The organism is Raoultibacter phocaeensis (genome assembly GCF_901411515.1).
Taxonomy (GTDB): Bacteria; Actinomycetota; Coriobacteriia; order Coriobacteriales; family Eggerthellaceae; genus Raoultibacter; species Raoultibacter phocaeensis.
This window is the reverse complement of the sequence record NZ_CABDUX010000002.1, coordinates 1,187,558-1,203,264: the sequence shown is the minus strand read 5'-3', so window position 1 is coordinate 1,203,264 and position 15,707 is coordinate 1,187,558. Positions and strand designations below refer to the sequence as shown.

Here is a 15,707-nt window from a genome sequence, read left to right as displayed (position 1 = left end):
ACGTGCTCTGGCTTGCGTGCCTGAGTTCCCTTCGTACTCAGCTCCCGCCCTTCGGCCGTACACGCTGCCGTTGCCTTCGGGTGCTCTACGCTTCGCTTTGCGCCTGGAGCCGTTCGCGATACAGTGCGGTGTCTGCGAGGGCGGCGAGCTCGACGGTTCCGGTGAAACGTGCGGCCTGTGGCTTAACGAGACCGGGCTTGTAGGCGAGCATCGTTACGGTGGTATCGGCCGCAAACGTCGGGCGGCCGATGGAACCCGTTTGGGCCGACAGGCCGCTCGGTACGTCGACCGCCACGGCAAACGGGGCGTCTTTTGCTTTCTTGGGAAGCTTCTTGCGGTCGCGGTCGTGATCGCCCCGCTCGAAGCGGCGTTTGCGATGGAATCCGCGTCCTTTGTGGCGCGCTCCCTCGAAGCGGCGCTTGTTCGCCACTCGAATCCAACCGGCATAGGGCTCTCGTACCTCTTCCCCTGAAAAACCCGTTCCAAGCATCGCATCGACAACGGCTGATGCAACATCGAGCGCATCGGCGACGGTATCGGCGTCGGGTGCGACAAGGACGCTCAAGGAAAGGTTCTGCTCGTTTGCAGCGGCGAACACCGCCATGGCCGTTGAGTGCGCAGGCTCCGCTTTGATGCGCTCGGCGATATCGGGCGTAACGAGGGTTACCGGGTAGCCCTTCTCGGCGAGCGCACGCGCTGCAACCCATCCGTCTCCGCCGTTGTTGCCCGATCCGGCGAACACGACGATGCGCGAAGGATCGGGAACCCAGGCGCGCACCTCGTCGGCGACGGCGGTGCCAGCGCGTTCCATCAGCTCGGCAAGCGAAGTTCCGTCTTCGGCGAGCATCTGCTCAAGCGCTACGACCTCGGCAACGGCAAGTGGGCTTCTGCGCGCACGCTCTTCGTCGGCAGCTTCGACGGTCATGACGCGGGTGGCGCTCAGCACGCCGTTGAGCATGACGAACGGCCGCTTCTTCACGGCGGAGCGGATGGCGCGCACGACGAGCGAAGCCGCCCATACGGCCATGACGACGGTCCATGCGACGGCGAACCCGGTGCGATGTTCGGCGACGAATGAAGCGAGAACGCCGAATTCCGGGGATTGCGCAGGGTCGATCGATACAATGGCGCCGAGCGCAACCACCGGCAGCAGCACGAATGCGTACAAAAGCCCGTAGCGGGCGAGGTACTGATACCACCGGGCCTGACTTGCGTCGGGCCGCACGATGCGCAAGCGAAGCAGCTTTTGGCCGAGCGTCTGGCCTTTCGTAAGTATCGGAACGAGTACGAAGCAGACGAGGTAAAACGCGAGCTCGACGGCCGTGCTCAGAACCCCCCACGAAACGTCCTGCGAAGCCGCAAGCTCGCGCAGCCCTGCACCGTCGAGGCCGCCCAAGACAAGCGATGCGGCGGTTTGGGCGATGAACAGGTCGATTGCAAACGAGAGCGCCCGTTTCGTCACGCTTGCGCGCAGCCCTGCCTCGCGCGCCTCCTCGTTTACGATGCGTATGTCGGGCAGAAGCCGCATGGCGGGACCGACGATCCAGAAGCCCACCATTGCCCCGAGCGTGTTGAGCAGAAGGTCGTCCACGTCGAAAAGCCGGTACGGGTGGGCGTATGCGCCGAAGAGGCCGGTAAGCTGCGAGACTTCGAAGAAGAGCGTCGTGAGAAACCCGATGATGAGCGTCTGCCACCATGTGCGTCTGAAATAATAGCGCAGGTACATGCCGAGCGGCACGAGCAAAAGCACGTTGAACGCCGCTTCGTAGACGTACGGATCGCGCAGCGTCTTGAGCCAAGTGGACGGATCGGAAAGTGAAAACGTGGTTTCCGCAAGGAACTCCCTCACGAAGTTGAAGGGCATGAGCTGGGGCGTCGCCGCATAGGCGACCGTTGCCGTGCGGTCTTCGGGCAAAGGTAGAATGACGAGGAAATATGCGCACATGAGGTAGAAAACAAAAGAGTACACGATGAGCGTTCTCAGCCACGGTATCGAGCCGAACTTGCGGTACTGGTAGATCATGTACGGGACGGTGATGACGAATGCGATGAAGGGAAACGCAATCGCCGCGGTGATGATGTTGTTCGTATAAACGCTCATGATGCCTTTCCATCGGAACTGTCGAGATCGTCTGCCGCTCGGTGCTCGGTCGGGCGGCTGTCTGCGTGCTTTCGTTCGAGGTCGAGCAAAAACGCCTTCGCCTTCGGATCGCCGCCCCAGCCTCCCAGGTTGCCATTCGCTGCGACGACACGGTGGCAGGGGATGAGGATCGGAAGAGGGTTTCGGTTGTTCGCGGCGCCGACTGCACGCACGGCGTTCGGATCGCCGAGGGCTTGCGCGACATCTCCGTAGGTTTGCGTTTGCCCGTAGGGAATGGAAAGGAGCGTTGTCCATACCCGTTTCTGAAACGGTGTACCGTGCGGATCGAGGGGAAGGTCGAACACGGTTCGCTTGCCTGCGAAGTATTCCTGGAGTTGGTTAGCGGCGCGGTTCGTGAGTTCGCTTGGCTTCTTTTCCCCCGAAAGCTCGCGTACGCCGAAGGCGAGCTCGGTGATCGAGGTGCCATCCGAAGCGATGGTGAGGTGCCCGACCGGAGTTGCGTACGTGAAGAACGTCGGATGAGCGGCAGCCATGGTATGCTTTCTTTTCGGAAACGATACGGTGATTATAGTGCAGGACTGCGGCGTGTGCGTGACGAACCGGTGACGGTTCTGCACGCCGACGTGTGCTTTTTCTCAAAAGGATCGAATCAGCAGGAGCGCGGCGGCGCTTGCGCTACAATCGGCTTATCCGAGAGGAAAGGAATGCCTTGCATGTTTGAACCAGTACAGATAGCGCCTTCGATACTGTCGGCAGACTTCATGAACATGGGATCCGATATCCGCATGATAGAGCAAGGCGGCGCGGGATACGTGCACGTCGACGTTATGGACGGTCACTTCGTTCCCAACTTGACGCTCGGGGTTCCTTTCGTCAAACAGCTTAAGAAGATAGCCCGGATTCCCCTCGACGTGCATCTCATGATATCGAATCCGCTCGAGCAGCTGCCGTGGTTCATCGATGCGGGCGCCGATATCCTCACCCTGCACCTCGAGGCGCTCGACGAGGGTGCAGGCGAGGTCGAGCAGGCGCTTGCGACGATTCGCGGCGCAGGCGCGAAAGCTGCGCTCAGCATCAAGCCGGATACGCCCGTTTCAAGCCTTGCACCGTACATCGAAGGTGTGGACATGGTGCTCGTGATGAGCGTGTACCCCGGTTTTTCGGGGCAGTCCTATATCGAGGGAAGCGACGAGAGGGTTGCCGAGGTGGCAGCACTTGCCGAAAAGGCGGGATCGCGGCCGCTCATCGAGGTCGACGGCGGCATGGGGGCGGCCACGGCGGGCCTCGTTGCCGCCTGCGGGGCCGATGTGCTCGTGGCCGGAAACGCGGTGTTCGGCGCGCCCGATCCGGCGGCAGCTATCGCCGAAATCGCACGCATCGCGACGAAAGCGCAGGACGAAGCGCTTAATCGCGCGGGAGGGGAAACGGAGGCATCGCGTGGATAGGCTCGTGTATCTCGATTGGGCGGCAACCGCTCCTTTGTGCGCGGAGGCCGCCTGCGCCATGAAGCCCTTCCAGGTTGCCGGGATCGAAAACCTCGAACTCGGCGGCAATGCAAATTCCCTGCATCGAATCGGCAGGGCGGCGTTTTCCGCGCTCGAGGAAGCGCGCGGTTCGGTCATGGCCGACCTCGGCGCTAAGCGCCCCGATGAGATCGTGTTCACGTCGGGGGCGACCGAGGCCGATAACGCGGCGCTGTTCGGCATCGTTTCCGCCTGTGCAGCGCGCAAGCGGCAAAAGGGTGCGAAAGACTTCAAGCCCCACGTGATCACCTCCTCGATCGAGCACGATGCGGTGCTTGCAGCGGTGCGCGTGCTCGAAAGGTGCGGTTGCGAGGTAACCGTACTTGCGCCCGATAGGCAAGGATTCGTCGAGGCGCGCGCGCTCGAGGCCGCACTTCGCGAAAACACGGTGCTCGTCTCGATCCATATGGTGAACAACGAGATAGGATCGGTTCAGCCCGTTTCCGAGTTGGCGGCGCTAGCTCACGGTGCGGACGCCTTTTTCCATACCGACGCCGTCCAGGCGCTCGGCAAGGAGTACGTCGACGTAGGCGAACTCGGTGTCGACGCGGCTTCGTTTTCAGGGCACAAGGTCGGCGGCCCGAAGGGCTCGGGGGTGCTCTACCTGCGCACCGGCACGCCTTTCGATCCGCTCATCGTGGGCGGCGGGCAGGAGTCCGGGCGCAGAAGCGGCACCCAGAACGTCTGCGGCGCGGTCGGTTTCGCGGCGGCCTGCAAGGCGGCCTGCGCTGCCCAAGAAGACGAGGCGGCGCGGCTTCGCGGCATGCGCGACCACCTCTACGAGCGGCTCGGCGCATACGAGCGCGTGTACCCGAGCGTCGAAGTGGAACCGGGCAGCAGGGATTTCGCACCGCACGTGGTGAACGTCTGCGTCGACGGGTTCGAAAGCGAGACGCTCATCTTGCGCCTCGACAGAAAAGGCATCGCGGTATCGGGCGGATCGGCCTGCTCGTCCCATTCGCTCGATCCGAGCCATGTGCTCAAAGCGCTCGGCATAGCAAGCGATCGGGCGCTCGGGTCGCTGCGCATCTCGCTCGGCCGCTCGACCGTTCCCGAAGACGTAGAAACGTTTTTGGCCGCATTTAAGGAAAGCACGGAGGAAGCCTTCTCATGGAGCTGATCACCGCCCATACCCATACCGGGTTCACGGGCCACGGCGAAGGGACTGTGCGCGAGCTTGTCGACGCCGCTTGCGCGGCGAACATCGCAACGCTCGCCGTGACCGAGCACTACCCGCTTTCGAGCGCGTTCGATCCTGACGCCTACCTTGCCATGCCGGCGAATCGCCTCGAGGAGTACGTGGCGACTGTGGAAGCGGAGCGCGAGCGGGTTCGCGGCGTCGAGGTCCTCCTCGGCTGCGAGCTCGACTGGCTCGGAGACGACGAGGACCGCATCTTCGGGGCGGACGAATTCGACCGCTTCGATGTCGTTTTGGGATCGGTCCATTTCGTGGATGCATGGGCGTTCGACAACCCGGCCGAGCGCGGCCACTGGGAGGAAGTCGGTGCCGACCACATCTGGCGGCGCTACTTCGAGGTGTGGTGCGAATGCGTGCTGTCCGACATGCCGTTCACCGTCATGTCGCATCCCGATCTCGTGAAGAAATTCGGAATCTACCCCTCGTTCGATCCTGCGCCCTTGTACCGCAAGGCGGCCGAGGCACTTGCCGAAAGCGGCAGAATGGTCGAGGTCAACACATCGGGTGCCCATTACGCGTGCAAGGAGATGTTTCCGGCACCCCAGCTGCTCGCCGAGTTCTGCCGCGCAGGCGTTCCCTGTACCGTCGGAACCGATGCCCATCACCCGAGTCTGGTAGCGCGGGGAATCGAAGAAGGGTATCGTGTTATGAACGAAGCTGGTTACCGCGAGGTTACGGTACCGACACGGGGCGGAGGCGGCAGAAGCATTACAATCGAGTAAACGGCAGTCGAAGAAAAGAGGTTGCTATGGCTTCAGCTCGAAAAGAAAAGGCAAACAACGGCTTGGCGCAGAGGGCTTCGGGCACGCTTTCGAAGCAGGCGTTCACCATGAGCGTCGGAACGCTCGAGCAGGCGCTTCTCAAGAAATACCCCGCAGCCGATGCGGAGGCATGGGACAGGACGGGCCTTGCGGTGGGCGACCCCACCCGTTCGGTCGAAGGAGTGGCGCTTGCGCTCGACGCGACGGTCGAGGCGGTCTGCGAAGCAGCCGACTTGGGGGCGAACGTGCTTGTCACGCATCATCCCGCCTACCTCGAAGCACCGGGTACCTTTAAGCCCGCCGCATCGAGTGCTCTCGTCGATGGGGCGGTGGTATGGGCTGCGATCGAGCGCGGCGTCGCGATCATGTCGTTTCACACGGCCCTCGATGTGAGCCAAGATGCCGCACGCGCCCTGCCGGGTATGCTCAACCTCACGCTCAAGGGGATCGCCTGCCCGCTCGAATCGAGCAAGCGCAAAGGGTACGGTCAGCTCTGCGCGGTCCGCGCGGCCGACGCCCCGCTTACGCTCGGGCAGCTTGCCGCTCGTTGTACGTCGGTGTTCGGCCGGCAGCCGCGCGTGTGGGGCGATTTCTCGCGTACGGTCTCTTCGGTGGTTACCTGCACCGGCAGTGCGGGCGATCTTCCCGAAACATGCCTTGCCGCGCATGTTGATTGCCTCGTTGCGGGCGAAGTTAAGTACCATGATGCGCTTTCCGTCTCGCAAGCGGGCCTTGCGGTGATAGACTTAGGCCATGACGTGAGCGAGCTTCCGCTTGTGGCTGTTTTGGCGGCCGCTGTCGAGGCTGCGGGCGTTCCGAAGGAAAAGATGACCGTTCTCGATCAGAATTCGAATTGGATGCACCCCGAAACCACCCGAATGTAAGGAAGGTTCATGAAGGCGGACACCAAAGATCTTGCCACGCTGCTTACCATGCAGCACCTCGACATGGAGTTGATACGCGCGAAGAAGAAGCTCTCAGAGCTTCCGCAGCGCGCAGCGATACTCGAAATCAGGAAGAAGCGACAGGCGGTCGAAGACAAGCAGACCAAGGTTGCCGCCATGAGAAGCGAGGCGGAGCACGTCGTCATGCGCATCAAGGACGAAGACGAGCGTCTGGCCGCACGCCAGAGCGAAACGCAGGACAAGATAGACGAATCGCGTGGCGATTACCGCAGCGTTGAAGCGCTCAGCAAGGATTTGAATGGCATCATGAAGCGCCGCGTTGCGCTCGAGGCTGATCTTGCCGAGGCTCATGCGAAGCTTGCGCAGGTCAACGAAGTGCAAGCGCAGATAACCGACGCACTCAACAAAATCGTCGCGCAAGAGAACACCCACGTGGCCTCGTTTCAGGAGGAGGGGGGAGCGCTTACCTCCTCCATAGCCGCCGCCGAGAAGAAGCGTGCCGAGCTTGCGGAAGCGCTCCCGCCCGAGCTTCTCGGAACCTACGAGAAGACAGCGCGCAAATCGGGCGGCATCGCGCTTGCCCGCCTTACGGGAGGATCGTGCAGCGTATGCCGCGCGGCCATTACTGAGGGCAAGTATCTGCAGGTGGTAGCCGAGGCTCCCCTGAGCACGTGTCCGGCTTGTAAGCGTATGTTGGTGGTGGACGAGTGAAGAAAGCGTACCTTAACACCGACGGGGGAAGCCGCGGCAACCCGGGCGTTGCGGGTTTCGGCTTCGATCTTGTAAACGAGCACGGCGAGCGTATCGTTTCGGGCGGATGGTTCCTGCCGAAGGCGACGAACAACGTCGCCGAGTACTCTGCGCTCATCTGGGGTCTCGAAAATGCACTCGCCGCAGGCGTCACCTCCGTCGAAGTGCGTGCCGACTCCGAGCTCATGGTCAAGCAGATGCTCGGACAGTACAAGGTGAAAAGCGACGATCTGAAGCCTTTGCACATGCGGGCGAAAGAGTTGTTCTCTCGCTTCGAAAGCGCTCGGATCGCGCATGTGTACCGCAGCGAGAACAAGAACGCCGATGCGCTTGCGAACGAGACCATGGATGCGCGAGGGCCGGTGGGGGATTACCTCGTGCCGTGGGAGGATGCACCGGCAAGCTTGTTCGATCTCGAAGCGCCGGCTCGTGCAGGTGGCGAAAATCTTCCCGAGCAGACCGGGTCGCAGCACGTTATGATGGAAGGATCAGCAATGGAACACAACCCCGCCTACACCGGCCCCGGTCGGCTTTCCGGGGAAACCTACGAGCATGCAGGCGGTCATTACGAACTGACCGTGAAGGATCACTTCGACTCCGCCCATGCGCTGCCCGGCTACGACGGCCCGTGCCGTTTCCTGCATGGGCACACCTGGGACATCGAGGCGACCCTTGCGGGTCAGCACCTCGACGAAGTGGGCATGCTCTACGATTTCAAGACCATCAAGCGCGACCTCCATGCGATCCTCGAGAACTTCGACCACCGTTTGATCAACGAAGTCGCCCCTTTCGACGTGATCAACCCAACGGCAGAGCACTTGGCGCGCGTGATCTTCTACGAACTCGAGAAAACGCTGCCGGCGCCCATCTCGCTCAAAGAGGTCGCCGTATGGGAGAGCCCCCTCGCGCGGGTAGCGTACCGCCCGTAAAGCGCGCTCGGTCCATCCGCATCCGCTGTGCAGCAATCGTGCCATATGGCACGATTGCTGTTACGCTGAGTGCACTGCATGTTGGTCAGTGAAAGACGCCTTTGAATAAAGCCTGATCAAACGGTTATGTACCCTTTTTTGAGAATATTGTTCTCCGATGCGGACCGTGCCATATGGCACGATTGCTGTCGCACGAAGGCCCGGCCTGTCCAGCAGGGGCCGAGCGAGCCCCAAGAGCGCTGTCGGACAAGGGTCCCACGATATCGTTGCAACGCAAAAAAGCCCGCCTAAGGCGAGCTTTCCGAAGCGAGCGAACGGATGCGCGGTTAGGCGCGCTCGATCTTGCCGGCCTTGATGCACTTGGTGCACACGTTGGCACGCTTGACCTTGCCGTCGACCTTGATGGTGACCTTTTGCACGTTCGGGCGGAAGACGCGATTGGTCACGCGGTGCGAGTGGCTGACGTTGCGTCCGGCAACCGGAGCTTTCCCGCAAATTTCACAAACCTTAGACATCTCAATCAACTCCATGTACGTTTCGGCATTAAACCGTTGATGACAAAAAAGCCTAAACACTATACCACAGGAAATCTGACCCATACAAGAATTTTTAGTGTATTATCGCCCGTGGAATTATCAGGCATTCTGCACACCGTATGCCCCATGCGTTATACTGCTGAGCTAGTCTAAGCACAAAGGCACGCCGTGGCAAGCTTGTTCGCGAAAGGACCATCATGGCTCAAACTATTCCTGGCAACCTCCATGTTGCCAATGACGTTTTGTCGGATATCGTCGGAAACGCTGCGCTCGAATGCTACGGCGTCGTCGGCATGGCGGCACCTACGGCTGCAGACGGGATCGCGAAGATTCTTCCCGCATCGAGGCTTCGCCGCGGCGTGGTCGTCTCCACCACCGAGAAGGGCGTTCACGTGGAACTGTACGTCGTCATCGAGTACGGCACCAACATAAACGCCGTATCGCAGAACCTCATCGATCAGGTTTCGTTCGCCCTCACCGAATATGCCCGCGTTCCGCTCGACGGCGTCGACGTGCATGTTCAGGGAATCAAGGTACGCAAGTAACGCAAGGATACGTATATCACGCGATCCTGGGCGGATGCGTGCTGGATGCAAGCTAGGAGTTAGACACATCATGTCAGATTCATACACCGTAAACGACCTCCTCAACGCCATTGCGGTCGCTTCGAAGGCGTTGGCCGACCGAAAAGAGGAGGTGAACCGCCTCAACGTCTTTCCCGTGCCCGACGGCGACACCGGTACGAACATGTCGCTTACGGTGGAGATGGTGGTCGATAACCTCGCCAAGCTCCCCATCGGGGCGAGCGGCGCTGAAATTCGCAAGGCAATTACAACCGGCGCGCTCATGGGCGCACGCGGCAATTCCGGTGTCATTACCTCGCAAATTTTGCGCGGTCTGTGCGAGGGAAGCGCCGGCTTCGAGGAGCTTTCCACTGAAGGCATCGAGGCGGCGTTCTCGCATTCGGCGGAAGTGGCGTTTCAGGCCGTGCGCAAGCCGGTCGAAGGCACGATTCTCACGGTGCTCAAGGACAGTGCGGCTGCTGCGAAGAAAGCCCGCAAGAAGAAGCTTCCCGTCGACGAGGCCCTCGAGTTCATCGTGTCCGAAGCGTACGCTTCGGTGCAGCGCACGCCCGACCTTTTGCCGGTCCTCAAGGACAACGGAGTCGTCGATGCGGGCGGGTTCGGGCTCGCCATACTCTTCGACGCGTTCGCTTCCGCGCTCATCGGCAAAGAGGGTCCGATGGTCGATGAGCTCGCGTTCGCGCGCGGTGCGGTTCCCCGAGTCGAAATCGAGCAGGTGAACGACTGGGAGGGTTCGCAGTACCGCTACTGCAACGAGTTCTTGGTCGATTCCGACAGGCTCGATAAAGACGAAGCGCTCGATTTCCTCGCCACGATGGGCGATTGCGAGCTGTGCGTCGGCGAGGCGCCGAAGTTCAAGGTGCACGTGCACTCGAACACGCCTGACCAGGTGCTCAAGTACTTCCTCGACCGCGGCCAGGTCTCGGAAGTGCATATCCACAACATGCAGCTGCAGAGCGAGGCGCGCGCTGCGGGGCTCGCCGCCGAAGAGGCCGAGGCGGAGCATAAGCCGATAGGATTCGTTGCCGTGGCACCGGGCACGGGCAATGCGAAGATCCTCGAGAGCCTGGGCGTCGATGTGGTCGTTTCCGGAGGCCAGACGATGAACCCCTCCACGAAGGACCTGCTCGACGCGGTGAACAAGGTGAACGCCGATGCAGTCATCATCCTGCCGAACAACAAGAACATCATCATGGCGGCTCAAAGCTGCGCTGGATTGTCCGACGTGCCGTGCGCGGTCGTGCCCACGACAAGCGTACCCCAGGCGTTCTCGGCTCTGTTTGGATTCGACGAGACGGCAAGCCTCGAAGATAACGTCGAATCGATGACCGAGGCGTACGAGGACGTGAGAACAGGCGAGGTCACCGTCGCCATAAAAGATGCGAAGGACGCGCACGACAACCCGATCAAAGAGGGCGACACCATCGGCATCGCCGACGGTTCCATCGAAGCGGTCGGCTCGTCGACCGAAGAGGTCGTCATGAAGCTGCTCGAAGCCATGGAAGCCGATGATGCGGATACGCTCACGATCCTTGCCGGCGAAGACATGGATGACGCCGCGTTCGACGCGCTCATCGCCGATATCGAAGAGAAGTACGAGGATCTCGAAATCGATTCGCACCGGGGCGAGCAGCCGTTGTACCCGATCGTAATGTCGGTCGAGTAGGCAGCGGAAACGAGCCGTTTGAGTACAGGTGCTGTGACATCTTCATCGGGCAAGGCGGCGAAGGAGCAATCCTTCGACCGCCTTGCCGCTACCTTGGCTCTCGATGAGCCGGTGGGCCGCGTGCGGCTCGTGAGTCCTGCACGGGCGAACGCGCTTGCGAAGCTCGGCATACGAACGGTGCGGGGGCTTCTTACGCACTTTCCCCGCCGCTACATCGACATGTCGCGTATCGAACAGGTTGCCAGGGCCCCCATCGGGGAGATGGTGACGATCGTGGGCGAGGTCCACGAGATCAAGCTCAAGCGGCCGAAGCCGCGTTTCACGCTTGTCGAGATAGCGCTCGTCGATCGATCGGGCGTGCTCATGATCACGTGCTTTCGCCAGCCGTGGCTCATGGACCAGTACAAACAGGGGGACCGGGTGGCTGTAGCGGGCAAGCTCGAGTTCAACTACGGCTTCAAGCGCATGGTGAACCCTTTCATCGAAAAGGCGGACGATTCGTTCGACGAGCGGCTGGGCCGCATCATTCCCGTCCATCCCGCAACCGAGAAGCTCTCGACAGCGTGGATGCGCCGGCTTGTGGAAAATGCGCTCGCCCTCTGCCGTGGAGCCTTCGATCCGCTTCCCATCGACCTACGTTCGAAATACCGTCTGCCGAGCCGGGCAAGCGCCCTTTCGGCCATTCATTTTCCGACAACCATGGACGAGGTGGCCATGGCACGGCGGCGGCTCGTGTACGAAGAGGTGCTGCTGCTCGAGCTTCATCTCATGACCGATGAGATGAAACGCTGCGCAGGCAGGCGCGCGACGGCCCATACGGTCGACGGCGCACGCATGCGTGCGCTCGACGAGCACCTGCCCTTCACCCTGACCGACGAGCAGGTGCGCGCCCGTGAGGACATCTTGTGCGCGCTGGCGTCGGATCACACGGCGAACCACATGCTTCTAGGCGATGTGGGCACCGGTAAAACAGCCGTTGCGGCGTTCGCCCTTGCGGCGGCGGCGGATACGGGTACCCAGGCGGCCATGATGGCTCCCACCGAAGTACTCGCACGCCAATACGCCGAAAAGCTCGGCGCGCTCTTCGACGCGGCGAACATCACCTGGGAGGTGCTCACAGGCTCCACCGCACCAGCCGAGCGGGAGGCTATTCTCGAGCGCGTTTGCGCGGGTACGATCGACGTCGTGTTCGGCACCCATGCGCTTTTAGAGGACGACGTGCGGTTTTCGAACCTTACGCTTGCGGTCATCGACGAGCAGCAGCGCTTCGGCGTCGATCAGCGTGCGGCTCTGCTTGCGAAAGGCGAGGCGCCCGATGCGCTTTTCATGACGGCGACCCCCATACCGCGCACGCTCGCGCTTGCGCTGTACGGAAGCCTGACGCTCTCCTACATCACCTCGAGGCCGCTCAACACCGCGGGCAATACGACGAAGGTGCTCTCGAGAAACGAGCGGGGCCGTGCATACGATGCGGCTCTCGAAGCGCTCGCGGCAGGCCGTCAGGTTTACGTGGTATGCCCGCTTGTGGGCAAGCCGCATCCTTCGTCGGAGGGCGAGCGCACGGCGCGCCGCGAAAACGATCTCGAGTCCGACGAGTACGAGTACGCGGTCATCAGCATCGAAGACGAAGCCGATATCGAAGACGACCCGAAGGCGGCCGTGCAGGAGGCGCGGTTTCTGCAGGAGAAGACATTTGTGGACTACCGGGTCGATCTCTTGCACGGCAAGATGAGCGGAGCCGAGAAGCAGGAGGTCATGGACCGTTTCAGGACGGGGGAGTGCCAGGTGCTCGTCGCGACGACCGTGATCGAGGTCGGCGTGGACGTGCCGAACGCCTCGGTGATGATCATCGAAGACGCCGAGCGCTTCGGGCTCTCCCAACTCCACCAGCTGCGCGGGCGCGTCGGCCGCGGTACGGAGCCGGGCGAGGTGTACCTCGTCTCGGGATCGAAGGCGCCCCCTGCGCTCGATCGGCTTGCGGCTATGGAGAAGACCGAAGACGGGTTCGAGCTTGCGAGCTACGATCTATCGCTTCGACGCGAAGGCGACATACTCGGCAACCGCCAACACGGCGCATCGGCGCTCAAGCTCGTGAACGTCGTGCGCGATGGAAAGATCATCGAGGCCGCCCATGGAGATGCGCGTGCGATTCTAAAGCAGGATCCCGAGCTTGCGAGCGAGCGCTACCGCGCCCTCGGGCGGGAAATGCGGCTCGCGTTTCGCGAGTCCGATGAAGTGAAAGGGGGCTGACGTGCGCATCGTTGCCGGAAAGTTCAAGGGCCGGGTGCTGAAAGCTCCGAAGGGCGAGCATACGCGGCCCACGACGGATCGGGTACGCGAAGCGCTTATGAGCGTCATCGCAAGCGCCCGGGGAGGCTTCGAAGACGCCGTGGTGCTCGATGCGTTCGCAGGTTCGGGCGCGCTCGGGCTCGAGGCGCTCAGCCGCGGAGCGGCGACGGTCTGTTTCTTCGAGCGCGACGGTGCGGCCGTGCGAGCCCTCGGCGATAACGCGAAAGCGCTCGGGATCGAGACGTCGGGAAGAGGTGCGCGCGCCAGGATATGCCGCGACGACGTGCTCAAACATCCGCCCGTTCACGCGTATCCTGCGTTCGACCTCGTGTTCTTCGATCCCCCCTATGCCACCGATCCGGGCGAGATCGCCGCACTTGTGCAGAAGCTCGCCGAGGCGAATGCGCTTGCTTTTGAAGCGCTCGTTTCGTATGAATACGCGAAATCCGATGATTCTGCTGTATCGGCGGCGTTCGCATCGCTACAATGGGAACCCGTTTCGAAGAAGCAGTACGGCGATACGGGGATCGCCTTGTTTGGAAGGAAGCTCGACACACTATGAAACGCGCATTGACGCCCGGTACGTTCGATCCGATCACCGAAGGCCATCTCGACGTCATCACGAGGGCGGCGCAGCTGATCGATGAGGTTATCGTCGCTGTGGCGGCATCCCCGAAAAAGCAGCCGCTGTTCTCGCTTGAAGAGCGCGTCGAACTTGCACGGGTGGCGACGGAGCATCTGCCCAACGTGCGCGTTGAGCCCTTCAGCGAGCTGCTCGTCGAATTCGCCGAGCGCATGGAGGCGACGGTAGTGATCAAGGGGCTTCGGGCTATCACCGATTTCGAGTACGAGTTTCAAATGACCGCGATAAACTACCAGATCAACCGCGACCTCGAGACGCTGTTCATCATGTCGCCGCCGCAGTACATGTACCTTTCGTCATCGGTCGTGCGCGAGATCGCAAGCTTGCACGGCGATGTGGGGCAGTTCGTGCCCGCCCATGTGAAAGAAGCGCTCGAGGCGAAATACGCCCGCCCGTGAGCGTATCGGGCCTTGGATTGCCGTCTGCGCGGTAGTTGACGCCGCCGTAACCCTTGCGCAACGTAAATGTGCGCTTTATGCAGGAAGTTTCGATTTATGGAAGCTTCATGCTAAAATAGCGCGATGGTGTATACCGAAGCATCGCTTCATACCCATTAACGCAGTTCAAACGCAGCAGCAAGGTCGGAAGGACAACAATGGACGAAACGGGAGTGCTGGGCTTACTTGAAGAGCTCTCTATCCTCTTGGAAGATTCTAAGCCGGTGTTCGGCAAGAGCAACATGCGCCAAGTCGATATCGCTGCGGCGTTCGAGATCATGGACGAGATCCGCGATACGTTCCCAAGCGAATTCTCCCAAGCCCGCCAAATCGTTCGCGAGCGCCAAAGCCTGCTCGACGATGCCGAGGCCGAGGCGAGCCGCATGATCGACGATGCGCGCAGCCAGGCTATGACCATTGCCAGCGAGCAGGAGATCGTCCGCATTTCCCAGCAACAGGCCGACACCATCATGGCCGATGCTCGCGAGCTGGAGCGCCAAACGCGCGCCGGCGCAGAAGACTACGCCGACGAAGTGTTCGGACATGTCGAGTCGAGCCTCGATACGCTGCTCGGCAACGTCCGCCGCTGCCGTGACCGCTTGAACGCCAATTCCATGGCGGGTCGATAATGTCCGATACCCGCATCCTGGTACCGAGCGAACTCTTCGCCTGTGCGGAGAGTTCTTATTTTGAAGGTACGTACGACCTCAATATTCTGAAAACGGGCCCCGATCTCTACGAGTTCGCATGTCCGCTCGCCTGGCAGGTGACCGTGACGAACACGGGCGGTGCTCTGCTGGTAACCGGCACCGTCGAGGGCACGGCGAAAACGTCGTGCGCGCGGTGTTTAGGTCCGTTCGAGTTTCCGCTGACCGGCGAGATCGAGGGGTACTTCCTCTTGTCGGACGAGGAGGAGGCGCCCGAGGACATGGAGGACGATGAGTTCGAATACCTTCCGAAGGACAACGTGATCGACCTCGATCCGCTTATCCGGGCGGCTCTTCTGCTCGAGCTGCCGCTCGTTCCTTTGTGCGACGAGGACTGCAAGGGCATCTGCCCCGATTGCGGAGCCGACCTCAACGAGGGTCCGTGCGACTGCGAAAAGCAGAGCGATGGGGCGGAAGGAACCGAAACTGAAAACCCCTTCGCGGTACTGAAGGATTTTCCTTTCGAGAAGTAGCCTGCGCCCGTGTTCAAGGCTGAGCGATCGGTCTGGCATGGAAGACTCCGAACCTCGAGCAGCGTCCGCGCGGGCGCACAAAACGATCCGATCGCCATTCCTGAAAAGACCGTACGAAAACCGCTTTCGGGCGGTTTTTTCAACGAATCGTAAAACGATCGATTCCGCACCGGTGACAAGCCTGCTTTCGTCCCGCTCGCTGTCG

The 15,707-nt window shown here is 61.4% G+C and carries 16 protein-coding genes; 13 read left to right on the top strand and 3 right to left on the bottom strand.

The features are described from left to right. Positions 1–85: 85 nt before the first annotated feature. Complete coding sequence (locus FJE54_RS13005; RefSeq protein WP_139653240.1) at positions 86–2,101, bottom strand: NAD(P)H-hydrate epimerase; 2,016 nt, start codon at positions 2,099–2,101, stop codon at positions 86–88. After that, positions 2,098–2,634, bottom strand: a complete 537-nt coding sequence (locus FJE54_RS13000) for a methylated-DNA--[protein]-cysteine S-methyltransferase (protein ID WP_139653239.1) — start codon at positions 2,632–2,634, stop codon at positions 2,098–2,100. The genes FJE54_RS13005 and FJE54_RS13000 overlap by 4 nt, the downstream gene beginning before the upstream one ends. 180 nt (positions 2,635–2,814) lie before the next feature. On the opposite strand from FJE54_RS13000, the gene rpe reads away from it, so the two are divergent. From rpe to queD, 6 genes are read left to right on the top strand one after another with little or no spacing between them, the layout of a single operon-like run. Then, a complete protein-coding gene (gene rpe / locus FJE54_RS12995; protein ID WP_139653238.1) occupies positions 2,815–3,546 on the top strand; it encodes a ribulose-phosphate 3-epimerase in 732 nt (243 codons plus the stop codon). After that, entirely contained in the window at positions 3,539–4,744 is a 1,206-nt protein-coding gene (locus tag FJE54_RS12990; protein WP_180326649.1) for a cysteine desulfurase family protein, read from the top strand. Before rpe ends, FJE54_RS12990 begins: the two co-directional genes overlap by 8 nt. After that, positions 4,735–5,544, top strand: coding sequence for a histidinol-phosphatase (locus tag FJE54_RS12985; protein ID WP_139653236.1), 810 nt, complete (start codon positions 4,735–4,737; stop codon positions 5,542–5,544). The genes FJE54_RS12990 and FJE54_RS12985 overlap by 10 nt, the downstream gene beginning before the upstream one ends. Before the next feature lie 26 nt (positions 5,545–5,570). Continuing rightward, complete coding sequence (locus FJE54_RS12980; protein ID WP_139653235.1) at positions 5,571–6,467, top strand: Nif3-like dinuclear metal center hexameric protein; 897 nt, start codon at positions 5,571–5,573, stop codon at positions 6,465–6,467. 9 nt (positions 6,468–6,476) lie between these two features. After that, positions 6,477–7,199 carry a zinc ribbon domain-containing protein gene (locus FJE54_RS12975; RefSeq protein WP_139653234.1) on the top strand — a complete coding sequence of 241 codons (723 nt, stop codon included), beginning with the start codon at positions 6,477–6,479 and terminating at the stop codon, positions 7,197–7,199. After that, the gene (queD, locus tag FJE54_RS16175) at positions 7,196–8,167 is read left to right on the top strand and encodes a 6-carboxytetrahydropterin synthase QueD (protein WP_218971932.1); all 972 of its coding nucleotides are present in this window, start codon (positions 7,196–7,198) and stop codon (positions 8,165–8,167) included. The genes FJE54_RS12975 and queD overlap by 4 nt, the downstream gene beginning before the upstream one ends. A gap of 326 nt (positions 8,168–8,493) precedes the next feature. Here queD and rpmB read toward each other — a convergent pair whose 3' ends face one another. Further along, positions 8,494–8,682, bottom strand: a complete 189-nt coding sequence (gene rpmB, locus FJE54_RS12960; protein WP_139653233.1) for a 50S ribosomal protein L28 — start codon at positions 8,680–8,682, stop codon at positions 8,494–8,496. Between the two features lie 218 nt (positions 8,683–8,900). On the opposite strand from rpmB, the gene FJE54_RS12955 reads away from it, so the two are divergent. From FJE54_RS12955 to FJE54_RS12925, 7 genes are all read left to right on the top strand, one after another. Beyond that, positions 8,901–9,248, top strand: a complete 348-nt coding sequence (locus FJE54_RS12955; protein WP_139653232.1) for an Asp23/Gls24 family envelope stress response protein — start codon at positions 8,901–8,903, stop codon at positions 9,246–9,248. A 70-nt stretch (positions 9,249–9,318) separates the two neighbouring features. Next, on the top strand, positions 9,319–10,953 hold the full coding sequence (locus FJE54_RS12950) for a DAK2 domain-containing protein (protein WP_139653231.1): 1,635 nt from the start codon (positions 9,319–9,321) through the stop codon (positions 10,951–10,953). A gap of 18 nt (positions 10,954–10,971) precedes the next feature. After that, positions 10,972–13,203: an ATP-dependent DNA helicase RecG gene (locus tag FJE54_RS12945; protein ID WP_255467429.1), complete on the top strand. Its 2,232-nt coding sequence runs from the start codon at positions 10,972–10,974 to the stop codon at positions 13,201–13,203. A 1-nt stretch (position 13,204) separates the two neighbouring features. Then, a complete protein-coding gene (rsmD, locus tag FJE54_RS12940) occupies positions 13,205–13,804 on the top strand; it encodes a 16S rRNA (guanine(966)-N(2))-methyltransferase RsmD (protein WP_139653230.1) in 600 nt (199 codons plus the stop codon). After that, positions 13,801–14,283, top strand: a complete 483-nt coding sequence (gene coaD, locus FJE54_RS12935) for a pantetheine-phosphate adenylyltransferase (RefSeq protein ID WP_139653229.1) — start codon at positions 13,801–13,803, stop codon at positions 14,281–14,283. The genes rsmD and coaD overlap by 4 nt, the downstream gene beginning before the upstream one ends. Positions 14,284–14,480: 197 nt before the next feature. Continuing rightward, positions 14,481–14,951, top strand: coding sequence for an ATP synthase subunit B family protein (locus FJE54_RS12930; protein WP_139653228.1), 471 nt, complete (start codon positions 14,481–14,483; stop codon positions 14,949–14,951). Continuing rightward, positions 14,951–15,502, top strand: coding sequence for a YceD family protein (locus FJE54_RS12925; protein WP_139653227.1), 552 nt, complete (start codon positions 14,951–14,953; stop codon positions 15,500–15,502). The genes FJE54_RS12930 and FJE54_RS12925 overlap by 1 nt, the downstream gene beginning before the upstream one ends. Positions 15,503–15,707: the final 205 nt, after the last annotated feature.

Coding starts and splice junctions, on each gene's coding strand:
- FJE54_RS13005 (WP_139653240.1), bottom strand. CDS start 2,101: ATGAGCGTTTATACGAACAACATCATCACCGCGGCGATTGCGTTTCCC.
- FJE54_RS13000 (WP_139653239.1), bottom strand. CDS start 2,634: ATGGCTGCCGCTCATCCGACGTTCTTCACGTACGCAACTCCGGTCGGG.
- rpe (WP_139653238.1), top strand. CDS start 2,815: ATGTTTGAACCAGTACAGATAGCGCCTTCGATACTGTCGGCAGACTTC.
- FJE54_RS12985 (WP_139653236.1), top strand. CDS start 4,735: ATGGAGCTGATCACCGCCCATACCCATACCGGGTTCACGGGCCACGGC.
- FJE54_RS12980 (WP_139653235.1), top strand. CDS start 5,571: ATGGCTTCAGCTCGAAAAGAAAAGGCAAACAACGGCTTGGCGCAGAGG.
- FJE54_RS12975 (WP_139653234.1), top strand. CDS start 6,477: ATGAAGGCGGACACCAAAGATCTTGCCACGCTGCTTACCATGCAGCAC.
- rpmB (WP_139653233.1), bottom strand. CDS start 8,682: ATGTCTAAGGTTTGTGAAATTTGCGGGAAAGCTCCGGTTGCCGGACGC.
- FJE54_RS12955 (WP_139653232.1), top strand. CDS start 8,901: ATGGCTCAAACTATTCCTGGCAACCTCCATGTTGCCAATGACGTTTTG.
- FJE54_RS12950 (WP_139653231.1), top strand. CDS start 9,319: ATGTCAGATTCATACACCGTAAACGACCTCCTCAACGCCATTGCGGTC.
- coaD (WP_139653229.1), top strand. CDS start 13,801: ATGAAACGCGCATTGACGCCCGGTACGTTCGATCCGATCACCGAAGGC.
- FJE54_RS12930 (WP_139653228.1), top strand. CDS start 14,481: ATGGACGAAACGGGAGTGCTGGGCTTACTTGAAGAGCTCTCTATCCTC.
- FJE54_RS12925 (WP_139653227.1), top strand. CDS start 14,951: ATGTCCGATACCCGCATCCTGGTACCGAGCGAACTCTTCGCCTGTGCG.